The organism is Shewanella gelidimarina (genome assembly GCF_023283945.1).
In the GTDB taxonomy this organism is placed as follows: Bacteria; Pseudomonadota; Gammaproteobacteria; order Enterobacterales; family Shewanellaceae; genus Shewanella; species Shewanella gelidimarina.
Genome location: NZ_JAKIKW010000010.1, coordinates 35,156 through 50,996 on the forward strand (window position 1 = coordinate 35,156; position 15,841 = coordinate 50,996).

Consider the following 15,841-nt stretch of genomic DNA (forward strand, 5'->3'; position numbering starts at 1 on the left):
TTATCGTTGTACATATTCGTACAACTTTAACAGAATCAAGAGTGACAAGTGAAAAATAAGATAGCAGTGAATCAATTTCGATCTTTTTTGTGGAGTATTTGGGCATTTTTTTTACATTTGCTACGCCGCTTCAAAGAGGACCAAGTCAATATTAAAGCGGGGCACTTAGCCTACGTAACGTTACTCTCGTTAGTACCGATTGTGGCCGTCATGTTTTCTATGCTGTCGGCTTTTCCGGTCTTTGCCGGTATTCGGGAACAGTTGGAGGGGTTTGTATATGACAATTTCTTACCTGCTGCCGGGGATACGGTACAGATCTATATTAATGAATTTGTGGCCAACGCTTCTAAAGGTACCACCGTCGGTATAGCAGCCCTGGTGGTGGTGGCATTAATGCTCATCTCTGCAATCGATAAGTCACTTAACAGTATTTGGCGTACCAAAGAAAAACGTCAAGTTGCAGTGTCGTTTTCGATGTACTGGATGGTACTGACGTTGGGGCCTGTTTTGGTAGGGTCAAGCTTGGTGGCTAGCTCTTATTTAGTGTCACTTCAGCTATTTAATGACTCTGAACTGTCGGGCGTGGTGCCGCTGATTATTGAGCGGTTGCCAATGATATTTTCGGTGGCTGCTTTTCTGCTGCTCTATATGGTGGTGCCGAATAAGAAAGTTAAGTTTTTCCATGCATTACTGGGTGCCATTGTCGCGGCAATGCTGTTTGAGTTGGGCAAAAAAGGCTTTGCATTTTACGTTACTCAGTTTCCGAGCTACGAAGCTATTTACGGGGCATTAGCGGTGATCCCCATTTTGTTTGTGTGGGTGTATGTCTCATGGATTATCGTGCTGGTTGGCGCTGAAATTACCGCTGCGATGCCGGAATATTTACGTGAACGACACTTGGCTAGGACGGCGCTATTATTAGAAAATAGCGGCGAAATAGAGACTCCAGTGCCGGCTACCGATAGCAGCCCAGTTGATGCTGATAAGCTCAAATCGACATCTAAAAAGGGGCTTAAAGACAACGCTAAGGCAGTAGACGTTGATAGCGCGTGACTGGTTAGCAGTCGGTGATGAGCATGAATTATATATCAGCCAATACGGTAATCTTGATGGTATTCCGTTGCTGTATTTACATGGTGGCCCAGGGGCTGGCTGCTCATTTGATGAGTTAGCGTTATTCGACCTTTCGGTTTACCACGTGATCATGATGGATCAAAGAGGGGCGGGGCGATCGCGACCTAGAGGAGGGCTTGCGCACAACAGTGTTAATCATTTACTCACTGATATTGAACAGGTTAGAGAGTGGTTAGGTATTGCTAAGTGGGCGCTAGCGGGTGGCTCATTTGGCGCGACATTGGCGCTATTGTACGCTGGGCTTTATCCAAACCGAGTGAGCAAACAAGTGCTGTGGGGCGCTTTTATTCCTAGCGAGGAAAGCATTCAATGGTTGTATGGTCAACAGGGGGCCGCTCGTTTGTTTCCATCTGAGCATCTGGCCTTTAGTGTGGCTGCGGCACCGAGTAATCAACTCGATGGATTATTTTCATGTTACCGAGAGGGTTTCGACAATACTTCTGCAAGCATTCGTCAGCATTTTGTGAGGTGCTGGTTAAACTGGGAGCTGGCTTTGGCCTACCCAGGTTGTTTGCAAGTGGGTGAAAATGTCATTTTTAGTCAGGCTTTAGCAAGTATCGAGCTTTATTATGTGACTCATAATTACTTCGGTGCCTTTGAGCAGTTGTCTGCCACTGTGATGGATATTCAAGCGGAAACGCTCATTATTCAAGGAGAGCTAGACAGGGTTTGTCCAAGCGGTTTTGTACATGGTTTTTTGCAAAATAAGGTAAATCATCAGATAAAGGTGATGGAAGTTAACGGCGGTTATCATGCATTGGCGGACGTCAAAATGGCGAATGCAATCGTGAACGCCATAAGGGAAATGGCCCTAAAAATAAATAAAGGAATTCGACTCCGATGAAAAAATTATTAATAGCAGGCTTGGTCATGAGCCTTAGTGCTTGTGCTGCAACAGAGAACAACTCTGACGTTGAAGTAATGGCTAAGGCCCCTGATAGTGTGACTTTAGGTGGGATGACAAATGAACAAGCTTCAACAAAACTTTTAGAAGCATTGCTCAGTAAAAACTACTTAGCGACTAAAGCTGGGCCTAATGGTGTGGCGGTAAATTTTGATAATAGTCAGTTTATCCTGCAGCCAAGTATTAACCCAGAAGGTATCGACCGCATTTTAATGAACCGCTTTTATGCTATTCACCCTAAGTATGTGGGCAGCAAAGAGATGTTGGTTATGATTGGTACACTTAACCAAAAACTCAACTTTGCAAAATTTGTAGTTAGAGAGCGAGGCGCTGTGATTCAAGTGCAAGGCGCCGCTACATTTGTCGATACCATTAGTATGGAAGAGATCCGTCGCTTTTTACTTTGGACCGATGAAGGCTTGCGTCAGGTCGGTAAATCGCTACCTGAAGGCTCAGAAGATGTTATTAAGCCAATCCCTGTGATGCAACAGATGAAATCAATTTAAGTTTACCCGCTTCAAAAAACCGCCTATGTCTTGCGTGAGTGAGCTAGGCGCTTTTTTTTGCTTTTTTAGTCGGAGAGTTTTACGTGATAGCCCTTATTCAACGTGTGAGTGAAGCCAATGTCGTCGTTGATGGCGTAACGATTGGAGAGATAGATAAAGGCCTGTTGGTTTTATTGGGGGTCGAGCGAGAAGATGATGTGGCAAAAATGCAGAAGTTAGCAACTAAAGTGATGAGTTATCGGGTGTTCTCTGACGAGAATGGCAAGATGAACCTTAATCTAGAGCAAGCTGGTGGCAGTTTACTGGTGGTTTCACAGTTTACACTGGCTGCGGATACAGGCCGTGGTTTACGTCCCAGCTTCTCGGGCGCCGGTACGCCAGATCAAGCGCGTGAACTGTATCAAGCCTTTGTTGATTTCTGTCAGTCGAAAGGGGTCAATACTCAAACGGGGGAATTTGCTGCCGATATGAAAGTCTCATTAGTTAATGATGGCCCGGTGACGTTTAATCTACAGGTTTAGTTTGCCATGACATCGAAACTGATGGATGAAACGCAGTTACTAAAACAACTGCGCCAGACTTGGTATCAAACCATACCAGTTAGTGAGTTTATGCAAGTTATGCCACTTGATTTTAGCGCCGATAGCTTTAGTGTTACCGCCCCTTTGGCGCCGAACATCAATCTGCATCAAACGATGTTTGCGGGCAGTGTTTATACCCTAATGACGTTAACTGGCTGGGGTATGATGTGGTTGCAGCAACAGCTTGCTGGTGTCGAAGGCGATATCGTGCTGGCCGATGCACATATTCGTTATATTGCGCCTATCAGCGAAGCACCTGTTGCTCGAACCCATTGGGCTGGCGCGGACCTATCTGTGTTGCAGCGTGGCAAACGGGCACGAGTTCCTTTAACGATAGAGCTATATTGCGGCGATAAATTATGTGCTAATTTTGACGCTATATTCGTGAGTTTACCCACCAAAAATTCATAACTTTATTGTGGTGACATTCAGATTAAACAGAAAAGCGACTCAACTGAGTTAAGTCGCTTAAGTTTATTTATAGTCATTTATTTAGTGGTGAAATCATCCATCAAAATTACGCCAAGTGGTGTTCCGCCGCCGATATTATCAACTGCCGCGACACTATAAATACCGCCAGCCATTAAGGATACAGCTAGTGGACCGATTGCAACGGTTTTGCTGTCGTGTGGTGTTACGCTAACAACATAGTCGCCCGCTGTAATGGACAGTGCACCAGAGGCTGCCATAAAGGGCACATTGCTCAACGCGGGAGTTGCATCGCTGATATCATCAGTCGCAGTTAAGTAAATATCAACATTACCAGCAGAGTATGAAGCATGGGCAATATTGAGCTTTGCTGCCGTTGCTATACGTCGAGGGCTATCCATCAATACCCACGGCATAATGTCATTATCTGTAAGTGAGCCAACAGCAAGTGCCGAATAGCTCATACCTTGCTCTAATGTCACTGCAGCCATGTCGATGACAACAATACTATTATCGCTATTAGCTGCCACGGTAACAGTGTGGTCCCCTTCGGGTACGTTCAAAAAGGGCGTGACTTGCTTGAATGTGAGCATAGCAACCGCGGGTGTTGTTCCCCCATCTAGAAACACATCGACAGCTGGAGCATCTGCAACAGCGTGAATCACCCTAAGATCTGCTCCGGCATTTTTATCTTGAAGCAAGGCTTGTCCTTCAGGAAGCGCTGCAAGCAGAGCAACTGGAGATGTGCCACTCCAAACATTAGTCACTGCGGTGAGCAAGTAATCGGTCTGCGAGGCTAATGTCACGCTACCAGAGTCATAAACCGCGTCTTTTTGACCTGCCGCTGTAATCCGGATTTGATAATCACCGGCAGCAATTTCTAGCTGGTCGGTATAATCCATATAATCGACAGACAACGTGGCTGCCATCATACTAATATCTGCATCTACTGCAGTGACATAAACATCGACTAATCCTACGCCTACAGTGCCATGCAGTACTTGCACACGGACATAATCAGCGGCAATGTCAGCCGTACTATTCGCGATAAGTACTAAACCTAAGCTCTCGTCTGCAACACTACCAACCGCGACCGCAGTGTATTCCATATCAGCTTCAGCATCTAAGTCGGCACTCAGTACCGTTAAAACCTCATCACTGGGCAGTTGGGCGTCGACAGTAATGGCATATGATGTTGCATCAACGAGGAGCAATCCTGAAGACTGAGCGTAGTCGACATCCTCAAGCAAGGTGCTGCCGTTGGCCATAATATTGACCATGGGGGCATCGGCACTGGCATGGATAATACGCACTTGTGACTTTTCTACTGGGAGTGAAAACGTTTCTGGAGTTGGACCATTATCGTCATCACTTCCGCAGGCGGTTAAGGCGAGTGTTGCAATGATTAAGGCGCTAGTATGTAGACGTTGCATTGGATTTCCCTTCTTTTTTTGGGTTCCATTCGCTATACGTGGCTTCAAAAAGCAACGATCACATTTTGGTCACTTATCTTTATCATCTTTAAGTGTTTTAACGACGGCGATGATATTAACTTATTGCTTTAAAATAGTATTTTCGGGCTTTATTTACGAAGTCTAATTTACCAGTATTTTAGTCTTTAGAGCCTTTGTTAACTAAATCGACAGCGGTTACTGTGTATAAGTTATTCAAAAACGGCCATTTCACACTGGAGTATCATTCTATTTATTCGAACGGTATCTCGCGTTTTATCCGCTATTATTGTTTTTTATCGCACACTAAACTACAGCTATTCGATTGAGCTCGTTTATTTCCCTCTGCTTGGTCATCATTATATGGAGTGCGTTATGTCGAAAGTTCTAGTATTAAAATCGAGTATTCTGGGTGGTTATTCGCAATCAGCTCAGTTGATTGAACATCTAAGCCAGCAGTTTGCTGCTCAAGGAAAGCTGATTACAGTACGCGATCTTGCTGCCGAGCCGATTCCCGTTTTAGATGGTGAAATTGCGATGGGTATGCGCGGTGGGGATGATTTATCGGAACGTCAACAAGATGCCGTTGCGCTATCCAATGAATTAATTCAAGAGCTTAAAGATCACGACACGATTGTGATTGCTGCGCCAATGTACAATTTCTCTATTCCTACTCAGCTTAAAAATTGGATCGATCTTGTTGCGCGTGCTGGAGAGACATTTACCTATGGCGAAAATGGTCCTGTAGGGTTAATCAAGGGCAAGCAGGCTATTGTTATTAGCACTCGAGGCGGCGTGCACAAAAATACCGCTTCTGATCATGTGGTGCCTTATCTTAAAACGGTACTGGGTTTTATCGGCATTGATGATGTTGAATTCGTCTATGGCGAAGCATTGGCAATGGGACCAGAAGCGACAGAACTAGGGCTCGCGCAAGCAAAGCAAGCGCTAGCCTTGATAGACGCTTAATTTCTTTTCATTGAACAGCTGCATTGCTGTATGAACTGAAAAGGCCGCTTATGTTAGCGGCCTTTTTTACTGAGTGGCTTTAGCGTTGTGGCTCGCAAGCCAATAGATCTTTAAGGGCGCCAGCGTTAACGACACTTGCTAAGCCGCTTGCTGTGAGTATATCGCAGCCCTTTTGCGCTCGAATACCAGCGCCGCAGTAGAGTAGAAAGATTTGTTGTAGGTTGTTGATACGGACAACCCATGCCGCCAAGGTATCCAGCGGCACATTGATCGCGTTTGGCAGATGGCCGCTAGCGAACTCTTGAGGACTACGAACGTCAATAACAGTGGCGCCTTGTTCGATAAGTTGCCAACACTTATCTCCTGGCTGACAGCTAGACAGCGTCGAAAGTATAGGTTCAGACATGGACTCTCCTTTCACATAGCAATTTATATATTAGTGACACCTATTAAAACCGTTTATTAGATTTATTTCAATAAGATTTTTCTAATTCATAGTTCAAGGTTACCGATATATCGATTATGCTAACTAAACCGGCTCCCAAAAGGAGCTATTTATAAAGGGGTTATGTCGACCACTTCTTAAAAATCAGTGAAGTATTAATCCCACCAAAAGCAAAGTTGTTACTCATGACATAATCAGTCTCGAGTAACCTTATATCATCCTTAATGTAGTCGAGCTGACCACATTCAGGAGCAATCTCGGTGAGGTTCAGTGTGGGGGCAAACCAGCCCTCGTTCATCATCTGAATACTGACCCAAGCTTCAAGTGCACCGCAAGCGCCAAGGGTGTGGCCAGTGTAACTTTTAAGTGATGAGATAGGCTGTGATGGGCCAAACACTGCGTTGGTCGCCAGTGTTTCAGCTATATCGCCACGTTCAGTTGCTGTGCCGTGGGCATTGACGTAACCAATGCTACTGGCATCAATAGCAGCATCTTTAAGCGCGAGTCGGATAGATTTTTCCATCGTCCCTGCGTTTGGCTGGGTAACATGTAAGCCATCTGAGTTGGTACCAAAACCGACGATTTCGGCATAGATTTTAGCGCCACGGTCCTGGGCGTGTTCGAGCTCCTCAAGCACTAAGGTGCAAGCGCCTTCACCAATGACTAATCCATCACGCTGCTTATCAAATGGCTTAGGCGTTTGTGACGGTGTATCGTTTTGAGTGCTGGTGGCAAAAAGGGTATCGAATACAACAGCTGCAGTTGGGCATAACTCTTCAGCACCGCCGGCAAGCATAAGCTCTTGTTGGCCATATTTTATAGCTTCATAAGCGTAACCAATTCCTTGGCTGCCGGAGGTGCAAGCACTACTGGTAGTATGCACTCGTCCTTTTAAACCAAAAAAAACGCCAACATTTACCGCGGTGGTATGGGCCATCATCCTGATGTAACTGGTCGCTGTGACGCCTGACATGTCACCTGTTTTCAGCATATCGCCAAAAGCGATAATAGGTTCGGTACTGCCGGTGGATGAGCCGTAAGCGATCCCCATCGCCCCCGATGTCACCACAGGGTCATCAAGCAGGTTGGCATCCATTAAGGCCAGCTCGCTGGCTCGCGTTGCCATGATGGAGACTCGGCCCATTGAGCGAATCTTTTTGCGAGAATAATGCGCGGGTTTCTCAAAATCAGTAATAGGAGCGGCTAAACGAGTATTTAGATCCTCAAATTTGTCCCACTCATCGAGCCGAACAACACAGTTTTTCTGAGCTTTAAGATTGCTCGCAATCGTTTGCCAGTCATGACCTAGGGCTGAGATCCCACCGATGCCGGTGATGACGACTCTGCGGGGGAGCTGGCTCATATCATGCCTCCATTAACGGAGATCACTTGGCGAGTGATGTAAGCGGCATCTTCAGACATTAAAAAGTTAGCCAGCCCGGCAATTTCTGAGGCTTTACCCATACGTCGCATCGGGACGAGAGTATTGACCATCTCTTTGGGAATATCTGCCACCATATCGGTTTCAATTAGCCCTGGAGCGATACAATTGACGGTGATTTTGCGTTTTGCTAGCTCAAGCGATAACGCTTTGGTAGCGCCGATGATCCCGGCCTTTGAAGCGCTGTAATTGACTTGCCCACGGTTGCCCGCAATACCAGAAACTGAGGCCATAGTAATGATCCTGCCCCCTTGTCTAGCTTGTACCATGGGCATTACCGTGGGGTGAATTACATTGTAAAAACCATCTAAATTGGTGTGGACCACGCTGTCCCACTCTGACTCTGTCATGGCCGGAAAAGCGGTATCGCAATTAATGCCGGCGTTTAATATCACGCCGTAATAAGCGCCGTGCTGTTCAATGTCTTGTTCAATGGCTTGCCTTACGGTTGCGCGGTCGGCGATATCAAATTTAAGGCAAGATACAGACACGCCCAGCTGCTCTAACGCTTGCTGTGTTTCGTTTGCGGCGTCGATATTTTGATAATAATGCATGGCGATATCAAAGCCTGCAGCGGCCAGCTTTAAGGCAATCGCTTTGCCTATTCCGCGGCTTGAACCTGTGATCAGTACTCTTTTAGTCATCTTTCCTCCCTAACAGCTCCGTTGTTATGCAAACTATCGTTCAGTTCAATAGGATAATGCTGTTCTCATGATGTTTAATTCAATTTAGTATCTTTGTTGTTCAGTCAGTCGCTGCGGCAAGATAGCTTTTGGTGTCTTGAGGCTGAAAAACGTTCACATTTGCTTCGGCAACTATCTGCTCATTGTGCATAATTTTGCAGTCAAAAACCGCTAAGCCAGACTCTTCTTGATACAGTCGAGTGACTTGGGTTTGGTAGGTTTCACCTGCTGTAAAGTGCGAAAGATGCATGTTCAGTTTGCGCGTCCCCAGTAAAAACCCCACTCTGATGATGTCTTGTCTAAGATGCGCTTCAACCCCCGCTAAAGCGGCAATGCTTTGCGCCATGTATTCAATGCCGACATAGTTTGGCACCCCTTGTAGGCTGTCATCAAAATAGGGACTGGTTGTCGTTATCTTAGTTTGGGTGAGTAAACTATCAGCTTCATACTCTAATAGATTACTGATCAGCACCATAGGTTGCCGATGGGGGATAAATTGCTCTACGTCTTGGCTGGCAAGGGTGGTTAAATCAAACATGTGGTTGAGTCTCATCAGTAGTTTTTGCATGGCGGCTGAATATGAGGCTGGCGTTGCTGCCACCAAAAGCAAAAGAGTTGCTCATCACATGGTTTATCCTAGCGCTGTCGCCGGATTTCACCAGAGGTAATACCGGATTATCAGGGTCTTGCTGTTGATCACAACGCTGTGGTGGCAGTCTGTTATCGACGTTTAAATCGCTGAGCAACAGGTAACAAAAGGCCGCTTCAATCGCGCCAGCTGCGCCTAAGGTATGTCCGGTTAACGGTTTGGTTGAGCTGCAAGGAGGGAGCTGTTTAGTGAATACCGCTGTGACGGCTCGGCTTTCCATGGCGTCATTTTTGGGCGTCGCCGTGCCGTGTAAATTTAAGTAGCTAATCTGCTCGGCATCCAAGTTTGCCATCGATAGCGCAGATTGCATGGCGACGATGGCGCCAGTTCCTTGCGGATGTGGCGCAGAAATATGATAAGCATCACTAGACTCCCCCACACCGGTCAATAGAATATGGTCCAGCTCAGTTGCCCGTTCTAGGGTGAACAATGCAGCTCCTTCGCCAATATTAATACCATCGCGGTGGGCACTAAATGGCTGGCAATGCGCTTTTGATATTGATTCTAGTGAGCTAAAACCATTGATGGTTAATTGGCATAATGAGTCTACTCCGCCAACAATGACCATGTCACAGAGGTCAGCGTTGAGCAGCCGTCGTGCGCTGGCAAATGCTTTAGCGCTTGAAGAGCAGGCGGTTGAGACGGTAAAGCAAGGTCCGCTTAGCCCAAAGTAACGTTGTAAGAACTGACTGCTGTCGCCCAATTCTTGTTGTGAATAGTCATATCCCGCGGGAAATTCAGCATGCTGATGATGATGCGCTAATGCCTGCTCGCCAGTGGCGATACCTGAGGTACTCGTGCCAATGACAACGGCAACTCGATTGGCACCATATTGGGTGCTAGCAGCAATAACATATTGTTCGATTTGCTTGGCAGCGACTAAGGCGAGCTGATTATTACGGGTATCAAAGTGTCGCCATTGCGTCGTTAACTCGGGTAGTTTGCTGGCCACTTCACCAACGAGTACCGGGCGATCAAACATTAAATCATCGCGCCATCTCATGCCGTCGACATTTGCGGTAATGAGATTATTAAGCACCGACGCAGGGGTGTCACCTAACGGGGTACATAAACCTATTTGGGTTATTGCTATTGCGATATTTGACTTCACTTTAAATCACCATAATAGGTTTATAACGGAGTGATGATGAGCTCGAAATCAGCAGCATCAATCCTCAATTCGACTTTGGCTTGCCATGGATCAAGCTGACTATAACGGATGGTGACAATCGGCTGCGGATCTTCAGCGTTAATCTTCATCTCTTTGTTACTTGCTCTCGGCGCTGCAGCAAATAGCTTTCGACAATACGCAGCATCGCAATTATAGCCCTGTATATAGCCATTTTGTAAATGGCGATTGAGGCTGTCTTCACGCCAATAGACAAGTTGCATAATGGCCAGCAGATACTCGGCTTTAAATTGGTCGCCGAGTAAGGTGCTTTGCTCACTGATAAGCTTATCGCCATCATAAGTCAGCGTGAAGAGTGGTTGGCCTAAAGGGGCTAAGCCAACTAAGGTCAGCTGTTGCGGATTAAGCTCCAATTGAGTGAGCAGTTCATGCTGACTCGATTGGGTCTTTATGGTTGTTTTTTGAGTCAGGCTACGCTCAGTCAAAGGCTTTGACGGCTCACTTATGCTGGCGTCGTTGAGCGGTGCCAGACAGTAACTGACGTTGCTTGGCAGTTCAACGCAGGTTTGTCTTTGCAAGGTTTGGCTACAACCTGCTAACAGCAGCAAGCTGAAGCAGCTTATGCCTTTAAGAAAATGCGTTAGCTGCGACATATTTCTACAACCATATTAAGGCGTCTTTTTGATTCACTGACAAAGGGATTGTTTTGATCCCAAGCATAGCCCGCTAAAATTGAACAGATCATCTGCTTAATTGTGAGGTCGGGGTCGCTATAAAAGATAGCGTCCTGAAAGCGGCAGTCGTACCAAGCTTCGACGTATGTTCTAAAGGTATCAACGCCTTTCATTAATGGCGTAGCGTATTCATCCTGCCAATCAATGGCTTCACCATCGAGTTGCTTGATAAGAGCTTTAGCCGCCAAAGAAGCCGATTGCATTGCAATAGTCACGCCTGATGAAAAGACCGGGTCAAGAAACTCTCCAGCATTGCCTAAGAGCGCAAACTTATTGGTCGCTAAGGTCTTAACGTTAGCGGAGTATCCTTGTAGCAGCGCGGAGTCATTGACTAACTCAGCATTGGCGAGCAATTTTTTAAGCCCTGGTTCTTCAGATATCATCTGCAGCAGAACGTCGTCCAAATTACCTGCTAAGTTACCGAGTTGATGTGGCTCTGCAACAACACCGACTGAGCAACGGCCATTGCTAAAAGGGATTAACCAGTACCAAATATCTTTATTATCAGGGTGAACACTGATGAGAATTTTATTACGGTCGAAATCGGGACAAGTAATATTGTCGTTTATATGGTTAAAAACGGCAGTACGGGTGGGCAGGTGCGATGGTTTTTCTAAGTCGAGTAGTCGAGGTAACACTCGGCCAAAACCACTGGCATCCAGAATGAACTTTGCGTTAACGGTGTAGGTTTCGCCGGCTTCATTTTGTACCGTTAGTTCAGGTGCTGAGTCAAGGTTTACCGACTCTACTGACTGGCCATAGCGGATCTCTACGCCTTGCTTAGTGGCTTCGTCTGCCAGCAGTTTGTCGAACTGAGCGCGTTCAACTTGAAAAGTCGTCCCTGGGCCCGGGGTGAACTTGTCATTAAAGTCGAAGCTGGTGTATTGATCGCGACATCTAAACGCTGCACCATTTTTATATTGAAAGCCAGCCGCGTTAACAGCGTCGAGCATATTGGCTTCAGCAATCACTTGCATGCAGCAGGGGAGTAGGCTTTCTCCAATAGAAAAACGCGGAAAATGCTGCTTCTCTAGCACCAGAACGCGTTTGCCCTGAGCATGCAGTAAACTTGCCGCAATACTCCCTGATGGGCCAGCGCCTATGATGGCAACATCGACGTCTTCAACACGGCTCTGTTCAACATTTTGAGTCATGGTGTTCTGATGTGCATTGGAGCTTAACATTGAGATGGTTTCCTTGTGAAAATTTGAATAAATGGCGACAGTAAAAAGGTAAAGCTAATGCCTATTAACAGGGTCAAACCAAATGCGCTAATGGCTGGGGTTTGGCTAAATGCAAGTAAACCAAAAGCGAGTAGTGTCGATATTGCTGACATGAGTACGGCCATCATCACCCCGCGAGTCTTTTGATTTGCTTCAGCAAAAAACAGGCTGTAGTCAATGCCGATCCCAAACACTAAAATCAGCGCCAACGCATGAAACAGGGTCAATGGCGCGTGCATTAGCCCTAATGTCGATAAGGTCAAGATAGCGGCAAATGCGGGTACGCTCACCACGATTGACGCGAGTTTCACACCGAATCTAAAGGTGAATATGCTTACGGCAGTGATCAATGCGATGACCAGCAGTGCCAGTGTTAGTTGACGATAGTGGCCCATTACTTTGGATATGTCGCCCACCTTATCCACTAAATCAACGTTGGGATTGTCGCTAAACAGGGCAGACAATGTGTCGAGTTGTTTAATGCCACCGAGTAATACAATGGATGCGTAGCCAGAGTCTTGTTGCGGCATTAACCACATCGAGCTCAACTGCTGCCCGGCGGCAGATTGTAAAAAGTCTTCGACATGGATATAGCGGTTTTTTGCCGCTGTAAATTCATCCGCTAACGGTTGTTTAATGCTGTCTTCAATCCCCAAATGGTCAAGAATTTCGACTAAATGTTGCTGATAAATTTGCTGCTGTAACTGGTAGTTTCTTGCTTGTGTTTTTTCACTGGGCAGAAATTTGCTCAAGCTAAAGTGATTGCCAAGCAATTGCTGTTGTTGTGCCGTCTCGAGAATAGGTTCTAGTCGCTCAAGCGCTTGCTTTACTTGTTCTTCAGTTTGTCCAGAGACCAGCAGAAACTGATTATCTGTTCCGCCACTGAGTACGGTGCGTAGCGTGTCTTCTTGCTGCTGAATTGCGGCGGGTGTGTGTTGTAACTGACGAATATCATCATTGCTCTTGAGCTGCGAGAGCCCTACACCGATAAAAGCTACCGTGCTAAGTAACAGGATTACCCTTGATAATCGCGATGATGGCATGGCGCGCTTAAGCATAAAACCTTGGTATGTATCAGCAAGCTCAAGCAGGTGTCGGCCGTCATTTAGTGTTGCACCCGCCAATTTAGGGTAGGCAAACACTAAGGTTAAATATGCCCCTATTAGACCCGCAGCGCAAAATATGGCGACTTGTTGCATCCCCGGGAAAGGCGCTAGCCCCAGTGAGCCATAGGCGATAATACTGGTGACTAAGGCTAATGAAATCGCTGGCAGAATGGCTAATGAAGTCCGGTTAGCATCTTGCTGAGGATGATTTAATCGTTCGCAGTAAAAGTGAAAGCAGTAATCAATGGCGATGCCAATAAGGCTGGTGCCAAATACTAGGGTCAGTAAATGCAACTCGCCAAATACCACAAGCGTGAGTACGACGGCAAAAAGCAGGCTGCAGCTGAGCGTAATGACAGCAATCATTAACGGCATGATGGAACGAAAGGCAAACCAGACTAAGGCGATAACCCCGATAAGCGAGATGAGGCCAATGCTTGAGACCTCTTTTTTTGCATTGTCAGTGGCTGCCGCGGCATGAAAAAGCGCGCCTGCGTGTATAAAATCAACCGCAGCAAATTCGGCACTGACCGCCCGCTGTGCAGTATTGAGTGCGCTCAGCTGTGATTGTTGAGCATTAGGACTAAAGACGCTTTGTAACCCTTTTGCCATCACGATAGCGACATAGCGTGGCGTAGCTTTAGCATCATTACTGGGTAGGCGAGTCACCAGCACAGCGTTTTCTACGCTTAACGCTTGCTTGGGGGCCAGTGCGAGTAAGTTATCAGGGTAGAGCAACAGCGGATCATGACTTATTAAGGCGCTATTGGCGTAACCAAAGGCGCTATAGAGTTTCTGTAAACTCGCTTGAGTTAGCTGTGGCCACTGATTTTGTGTGAGTTGCTGTTGTTGTTTATCGGTCAGTAGGTTGAATCGGTACGGAAAGTAAAAGTCGTTTAAGGCTTCGGCTTGCGAAATGTCAGCGCTACTGATGCCAGTGAACACCGCGGAACTATTTGATTTTAACTGCTGCATGAGTGCTGATGCAGCGCTCACCGCTTGGTTTTTATCAGCACTAATAACCCCGATATAGAGTCGATTGGCTAGCTGCTGTTCAACTTGAGCAATGGCTCGTTGCTCAAGTGGTTGTTCACTTACTTTAGGCAGCATGGCCAAAATATCAGTCTGGATCTTGGCGCCAGATTGCCATTGTAAAAACCCCAGTGTTAGCGTGAAAAATACCAATGCCAGCCAGACCAGTAACTTTTTACTTGGGCTGAGTGTGGCTAACACGCTAAAAACGGCTAGAGGAGATTTTGCGCTCATCGGGCTTCTCTGCTGCTATCTTCCTCTGTGGGAGAAAAGCGTGCTTTGTCTTGATCTGTTAAGGGCATTTCATTGATCGCCGAAAATTCGATGCGGCTGCGGTCTTGGTTGTCACTGAATAGGATCAAGGTTTGGATCTGTTGCTCACCCATTAACACCAGCCTAGGGATCGCCTTTTTGACCAAAGGGTCTATTGGCGTCAAACCCAGTTGCCATTGTGCATTGCTGGCGCTTTGTAAGCTCAATTGAAAATGTTGTTCGAGCGTGTGTAGATCGCCACTGAGCAGGGCGTTGAGCAGGGTTGGCATTAATTGCGACAGTTGATTGGCCGTGGTGGATTGCTGCACATCGCTAATGTGGACTTGCCCTTGACTGTCGATTTGGGTCAAGCGACCCGCTTGTAAGATTAGGGTGCTATTGAAGGGCGACTGCTGCTGCCAGATCACGCCGAGCTGTTTAGAAAAGACAAAAATACCTTTACTGATCAGTGGTTTTTTAAGGACCTTTAAGTGCCGATACTGAGTAAATACCCCCTTCGCTTGTGAGCTTGGTGCTAGCTGCTTAGAGAGCTGGGTTAACTCACTCGATGATGCCGTTTGTGCAAATAATGCGTCGAAACTAGTCTCACTATGAGCCGAAAAGCTCACGGCATTACCGATTAAGAGGATGCAGATTAATATGAACTGGCAGCTGCGCGACTCAGACCCTGTGAACGTCATTTATGTGAGCCTGTGGTCGGGGTCAGCGAAGCGCTTGATTGATCATTCGCATCGACAAGTTTGACTATTTTATGTTGAAACACCTCAGGCGTAACAAAGCACAACTCTTGGGTTTGCATGTCAACCGCGGCTTGTATGGTATAGCCTTTGGTAATGCGTTTTTTAGTGACGGCATCCAATACTTGGTAATTAATTTTTAACCGATTTTCCCATTCAACGATGGCGGCTTTGATAATCACCTTTTGCTCAAAAGTACTCGACTGTACATACTTGATCTGCAAGTCGACAATGGGCCAGCTATAGCCTGAAGCTTGCATTGCTCGGTAGCCGTAATCGATAAGGTCGAGTAACTGGCAGCGAGCAATTTCAAAATAACGCAGATAGTTTCCATGCCAGGTAATGCCCATTGAATCGACATCATGGAAAGGGATAACGATTTCAATCTCGGTGCTTATAATCCCTTTCATAAGGT

The 15,841-nt window shown here is 46.4% G+C and carries 17 protein-coding genes; 6 read left to right on the plus strand and 11 right to left on the minus strand.

Translation table 11 applies throughout. From position 1 onward, the window contains the following. Window positions 1-48 precede the first annotated feature (48 nt). The 5 genes from L2729_RS10380 to L2729_RS10400 all read left to right on the plus strand — a co-directional run bounded on the left by L2729_RS10380 (window position 49) and on the right by L2729_RS10400 (window position 3,536). The gene (locus tag L2729_RS10380) at window positions 49-1,053 is read left to right on the plus strand and encodes a virulence factor BrkB family protein (RefSeq protein ID WP_248988206.1); all 1,005 of its coding nucleotides are present in this window, start codon (window positions 49-51) and stop codon (window positions 1,051-1,053) included. Beyond that, a complete protein-coding gene (locus tag L2729_RS10385) occupies window positions 1,040-1,978 on the plus strand; it encodes an alpha/beta fold hydrolase (protein ID WP_248988207.1) in 939 nt (312 codons plus the stop codon). Before L2729_RS10380 ends, L2729_RS10385 begins: the two co-directional genes overlap by 14 nt. Continuing rightward, on the plus strand, window positions 1,975-2,544 hold the full coding sequence (locus L2729_RS10390) for a hypothetical protein (protein ID WP_248988208.1): 570 nt from the start codon (window positions 1,975-1,977) through the stop codon (window positions 2,542-2,544). The genes L2729_RS10385 and L2729_RS10390 overlap by 4 nt, the downstream gene beginning before the upstream one ends. 83 nt (window positions 2,545-2,627) lie before the next feature. Next, window positions 2,628-3,065 (plus strand): D-aminoacyl-tRNA deacylase, encoded by a 438-nt coding sequence (gene dtd, locus L2729_RS10395; protein ID WP_248988209.1) that lies wholly within the window; start codon window positions 2,628-2,630, stop codon window positions 3,063-3,065. A 21-nt stretch (window positions 3,066-3,086) separates the two neighbouring features. Then, window positions 3,087-3,536, plus strand: a complete 450-nt coding sequence (locus tag L2729_RS10400; protein WP_248988293.1) for a thioesterase domain-containing protein — start codon at window positions 3,087-3,089, stop codon at window positions 3,534-3,536. Window positions 3,537-3,613: 77 nt separating this feature from the next. On the opposite strand, the gene L2729_RS10405 is transcribed toward L2729_RS10400, so the two are convergent. After that, window positions 3,614-4,987, minus strand: a complete 1,374-nt coding sequence (locus L2729_RS10405) for a DUF4397 domain-containing protein (protein ID WP_248988210.1) — start codon at window positions 4,985-4,987, stop codon at window positions 3,614-3,616. Between the two features lie 393 nt (window positions 4,988-5,380). On the opposite strand from L2729_RS10405, the gene L2729_RS10410 reads away from it, so the two are divergent. Beyond that, a complete protein-coding gene (locus L2729_RS10410) occupies window positions 5,381-5,974 on the plus strand; it encodes an FMN-dependent NADH-azoreductase (RefSeq protein WP_248988211.1) in 594 nt (197 codons plus the stop codon). Window positions 5,975-6,053: 79 nt separating this feature from the next. Here L2729_RS10410 and L2729_RS10415 read toward each other — a convergent pair whose 3' ends face one another. From L2729_RS10415 to L2729_RS10460, 10 genes are all read right to left on the minus strand, one after another. Beyond that, complete coding sequence (locus L2729_RS10415; protein ID WP_248988212.1) at window positions 6,054-6,380, minus strand: rhodanese-like domain-containing protein; 327 nt, start codon at window positions 6,378-6,380, stop codon at window positions 6,054-6,056. Between the two features lie 160 nt (window positions 6,381-6,540). Beyond that, the gene (locus tag L2729_RS10420; protein ID WP_248988213.1) at window positions 6,541-7,782 is read right to left on the minus strand and encodes a beta-ketoacyl-ACP synthase; all 1,242 of its coding nucleotides are present in this window, start codon (window positions 7,780-7,782) and stop codon (window positions 6,541-6,543) included. Beyond that, the gene (locus tag L2729_RS10425; RefSeq protein WP_248988214.1) at window positions 7,779-8,504 is read right to left on the minus strand and encodes a 3-ketoacyl-ACP reductase FabG2; all 726 of its coding nucleotides are present in this window, start codon (window positions 8,502-8,504) and stop codon (window positions 7,779-7,781) included. The genes L2729_RS10420 and L2729_RS10425 overlap by 4 nt, the downstream gene beginning before the upstream one ends. Window positions 8,505-8,604: 100 nt before the next feature. Then, on the minus strand, window positions 8,605-9,081 hold the full coding sequence (locus tag L2729_RS10430) for a hotdog family protein (RefSeq protein ID WP_248988215.1): 477 nt from the start codon (window positions 9,079-9,081) through the stop codon (window positions 8,605-8,607). Beyond that, on the minus strand, window positions 9,074-10,303 hold the full coding sequence (locus L2729_RS10435) for a beta-ketoacyl-[acyl-carrier-protein] synthase family protein (RefSeq protein WP_248988216.1): 1,230 nt from the start codon (window positions 10,301-10,303) through the stop codon (window positions 9,074-9,076). The genes L2729_RS10430 and L2729_RS10435 overlap by 8 nt, the downstream gene beginning before the upstream one ends. Window positions 10,304-10,323: 20 nt before the next feature. Continuing rightward, window positions 10,324-10,974 carry a DUF3261 domain-containing protein gene (locus L2729_RS10440; protein ID WP_248988217.1) on the minus strand — a complete coding sequence of 217 codons (651 nt, stop codon included), beginning with the start codon at window positions 10,972-10,974 and terminating at the stop codon, window positions 10,324-10,326. Next, entirely contained in the window at window positions 10,962-12,209 is a 1,248-nt protein-coding gene (locus L2729_RS10445; RefSeq protein ID WP_248988294.1) for an NAD(P)/FAD-dependent oxidoreductase, read from the minus strand. The genes L2729_RS10440 and L2729_RS10445 overlap by 13 nt, the downstream gene beginning before the upstream one ends. A gap of 23 nt (window positions 12,210-12,232) precedes the next feature. Next, window positions 12,233-14,650 carry an MMPL family transporter gene (locus L2729_RS10450; RefSeq protein WP_248988218.1) on the minus strand — a complete coding sequence of 806 codons (2,418 nt, stop codon included), beginning with the start codon at window positions 14,648-14,650 and terminating at the stop codon, window positions 12,233-12,235. Then, window positions 14,647-15,369, minus strand: a complete 723-nt coding sequence (locus L2729_RS10455; RefSeq protein ID WP_248988219.1) for an outer membrane lipoprotein carrier protein LolA — start codon at window positions 15,367-15,369, stop codon at window positions 14,647-14,649. Before L2729_RS10455 ends, L2729_RS10450 begins: the two co-directional genes overlap by 4 nt. Then, window positions 15,366-15,836, minus strand: a complete 471-nt coding sequence (locus L2729_RS10460) for an acyl-CoA thioesterase (RefSeq protein WP_248988220.1) — start codon at window positions 15,834-15,836, stop codon at window positions 15,366-15,368. Before L2729_RS10460 ends, L2729_RS10455 begins: the two co-directional genes overlap by 4 nt. Window positions 15,837-15,841 lie beyond the last annotated feature (5 nt).

What these genes read in the sequence shown, in the direction of transcription:
- L2729_RS10390 (WP_248988208.1), top strand. Translation starts at nt 1,975, where the DNA reads ATGAAAAAATTATTAATAGCAGGCTTGGTCATGAGCCTTAGTGCTTGT.
- L2729_RS10400 (WP_248988293.1), top strand. Translation starts at nt 3,087, where the DNA reads ATGGATGAAACGCAGTTACTAAAACAACTGCGCCAGACTTGGTATCAA.
- L2729_RS10405 (WP_248988210.1), bottom strand. Translation starts at nt 4,987, where the DNA reads ATGCAACGTCTACATACTAGCGCCTTAATCATTGCAACACTCGCCTTA.
- L2729_RS10410 (WP_248988211.1), top strand. Translation starts at nt 5,381, where the DNA reads ATGTCGAAAGTTCTAGTATTAAAATCGAGTATTCTGGGTGGTTATTCG.
- L2729_RS10415 (WP_248988212.1), bottom strand. Translation starts at nt 6,380, where the DNA reads ATGTCTGAACCTATACTTTCGACGCTGTCTAGCTGTCAGCCAGGAGAT.
- L2729_RS10420 (WP_248988213.1), bottom strand. Translation starts at nt 7,782, where the DNA reads ATGAGCCAGCTCCCCCGCAGAGTCGTCATCACCGGCATCGGTGGGATC.
- L2729_RS10425 (WP_248988214.1), bottom strand. Translation starts at nt 8,504, where the DNA reads ATGACTAAAAGAGTACTGATCACAGGTTCAAGCCGCGGAATAGGCAAA.
- L2729_RS10430 (WP_248988215.1), bottom strand. Translation starts at nt 9,081, where the DNA reads ATGTTTGATTTAACCACCCTTGCCAGCCAAGACGTAGAGCAATTTATC.
- L2729_RS10440 (WP_248988217.1), bottom strand. Translation starts at nt 10,974, where the DNA reads ATGTCGCAGCTAACGCATTTTCTTAAAGGCATAAGCTGCTTCAGCTTG.
- L2729_RS10445 (WP_248988294.1), bottom strand. Translation starts at nt 12,209, where the DNA reads ATGACTCAAAATGTTGAACAGAGCCGTGTTGAAGACGTCGATGTTGCC.
- L2729_RS10450 (WP_248988218.1), bottom strand. Translation starts at nt 14,650, where the DNA reads ATGAGCGCAAAATCTCCTCTAGCCGTTTTTAGCGTGTTAGCCACACTC.
- L2729_RS10455 (WP_248988219.1), bottom strand. Translation starts at nt 15,369, where the DNA reads ATGACGTTCACAGGGTCTGAGTCGCGCAGCTGCCAGTTCATATTAATC.
- L2729_RS10460 (WP_248988220.1), bottom strand. Translation starts at nt 15,836, where the DNA reads ATGAAAGGGATTATAAGCACCGAGATTGAAATCGTTATCCCTTTCCAT.